We start from the raw sequence: 1,312 nt of genomic DNA, 5'->3' as shown, positions 1-1,312 counted from the left end.
TGACGCATTCCGCCCCGTGGGACACAGCCACAACGAAGCCTGTCGCGGAAACGCGGCAGGTTATTGATTTAATGTGATATTTTGGTGGCAACTAAGACGCCATAAGAAGAGAAAGTGCGAGAAAATAGTCTCGCACGCATCCGGCATCATCCTGCCCAAAGAAAAACGAGCCGTTTCGGCGCTTTTTTCCTTCTGATTCAGAACATAGAGCCAATATTCTTGTCCTGCAAGCTTGACTGTCCTCTTCGGCGGACACGCGGAGATTTCCGCATTGTGAGACTCCTAACCCCGCGGAAAATCTGTTCTTTGGTCAGAAAAACGACTCAAGGCAGAACCGCGAATGACGAGGTTCTGAATGGCAGGTTTGGCAACATTTAATTTTAAGCTCTCCCAGCTCTACCCAGGCGCGGGCGGATACCATCTCAACACTTGCGCCAATCCGGACTGCTCCAACTTTGGGCAGCCCCTTGCGGATGCAGCAGAGCGACGGAAGACCTGGGAAGGGAAACGCCCTGACCTCACGGCGGACCAGATGGAGGTCGTCGCCAAACACGGTCCAGGCGCATACAAGCTCTCGGGTGCGGACAAGAAGCATCGACGGGTGAGTTGCGCGTTCCAGTATGAGCGCGCCCCTCATGTATGGGCAGACCAGCGCACGGTGCGTTGTCAGGGGCATACCCGCGAGGGAAAGGTCTGCAATAGCGCCTTATCCCTCGTATCGCCCGCGCATCTCGATGAGGAGGTCGAGCGGCTTCGGAATCATAATGGCATCCTGGACGGCCCCGCCTGCGGGGCCTGTGGCACGCGCTTTCTTGCGGCTCCGGACGAGTTTTCGCTGAATGGCGCACATCAGCGGACCCGCGACAGTAAGGGCAACGCCACGAAGAAGAAGGCCACACCGAAGGCCGTCCGGGTCCTTCACAAACGCTGCAAAGGCAAGAAGGGCGCTCGGTTCTCAATCTCGCTGCCGCACTCAGGGCAAAAGACAACCGCAGACAACCTGCGCATTCTCGGGGCGGTTTTGAACAGCGCAGGGATCACCGACATGCAGCGCATGCTGGGCACGGCTGCGACCGGCAAGACGATCGGCTTCTCCCGGATTTACGATCGCATTGCCTGGCTGGAGGGGGTGTTCCTGGCCTATGAGCGCGAGATGTTACGCCGTTGGCGGGAAAAAGTCGAACGAACCGGTCAGCAGATCGAGCACTGAACCGCCCCTTGTTTGCCGGAGACCCAGAAGTAAGGATGCTGGGTTATGGAAAAGAACAAATGTGGAAACAGATATTCACCGGAGGTGCGCGAGCGTGCCGTG

General features: G+C 57.5%; 1 protein-coding gene. It reads left to right on the top strand.

What is annotated here, in order from left to right:
- Positions 1–532 precede the first annotated feature (532 nt).
- Positions 533–1,210 carry a hypothetical protein gene (locus DQ230_RS16870; protein WP_203228122.1) on the top strand — a complete coding sequence of 226 codons (678 nt, stop codon included), beginning with the start codon at positions 533–535 and terminating at the stop codon, positions 1,208–1,210.
- The last annotated feature ends 102 nt before the right edge of the window (positions 1,211–1,312 follow it).

Source organism: Roseovarius dicentrarchi, assembly GCF_003316635.1.
In the GTDB taxonomy this organism is placed as follows: domain Bacteria; phylum Pseudomonadota; class Alphaproteobacteria; order Rhodobacterales; family Rhodobacteraceae; genus Roseovarius; species Roseovarius dicentrarchi.
This window is presented reverse-complemented; position numbering and strand designations above follow the sequence as displayed.

Bases quoted from the DNA above. Each gene is read 5' to 3' on its own strand.
- DQ230_RS16870 (WP_203228122.1), top strand. From the start codon at position 533: ATGGAGGTCGTCGCCAAACACGGTCCAGGCGCATACAAGCTCTCGGGT.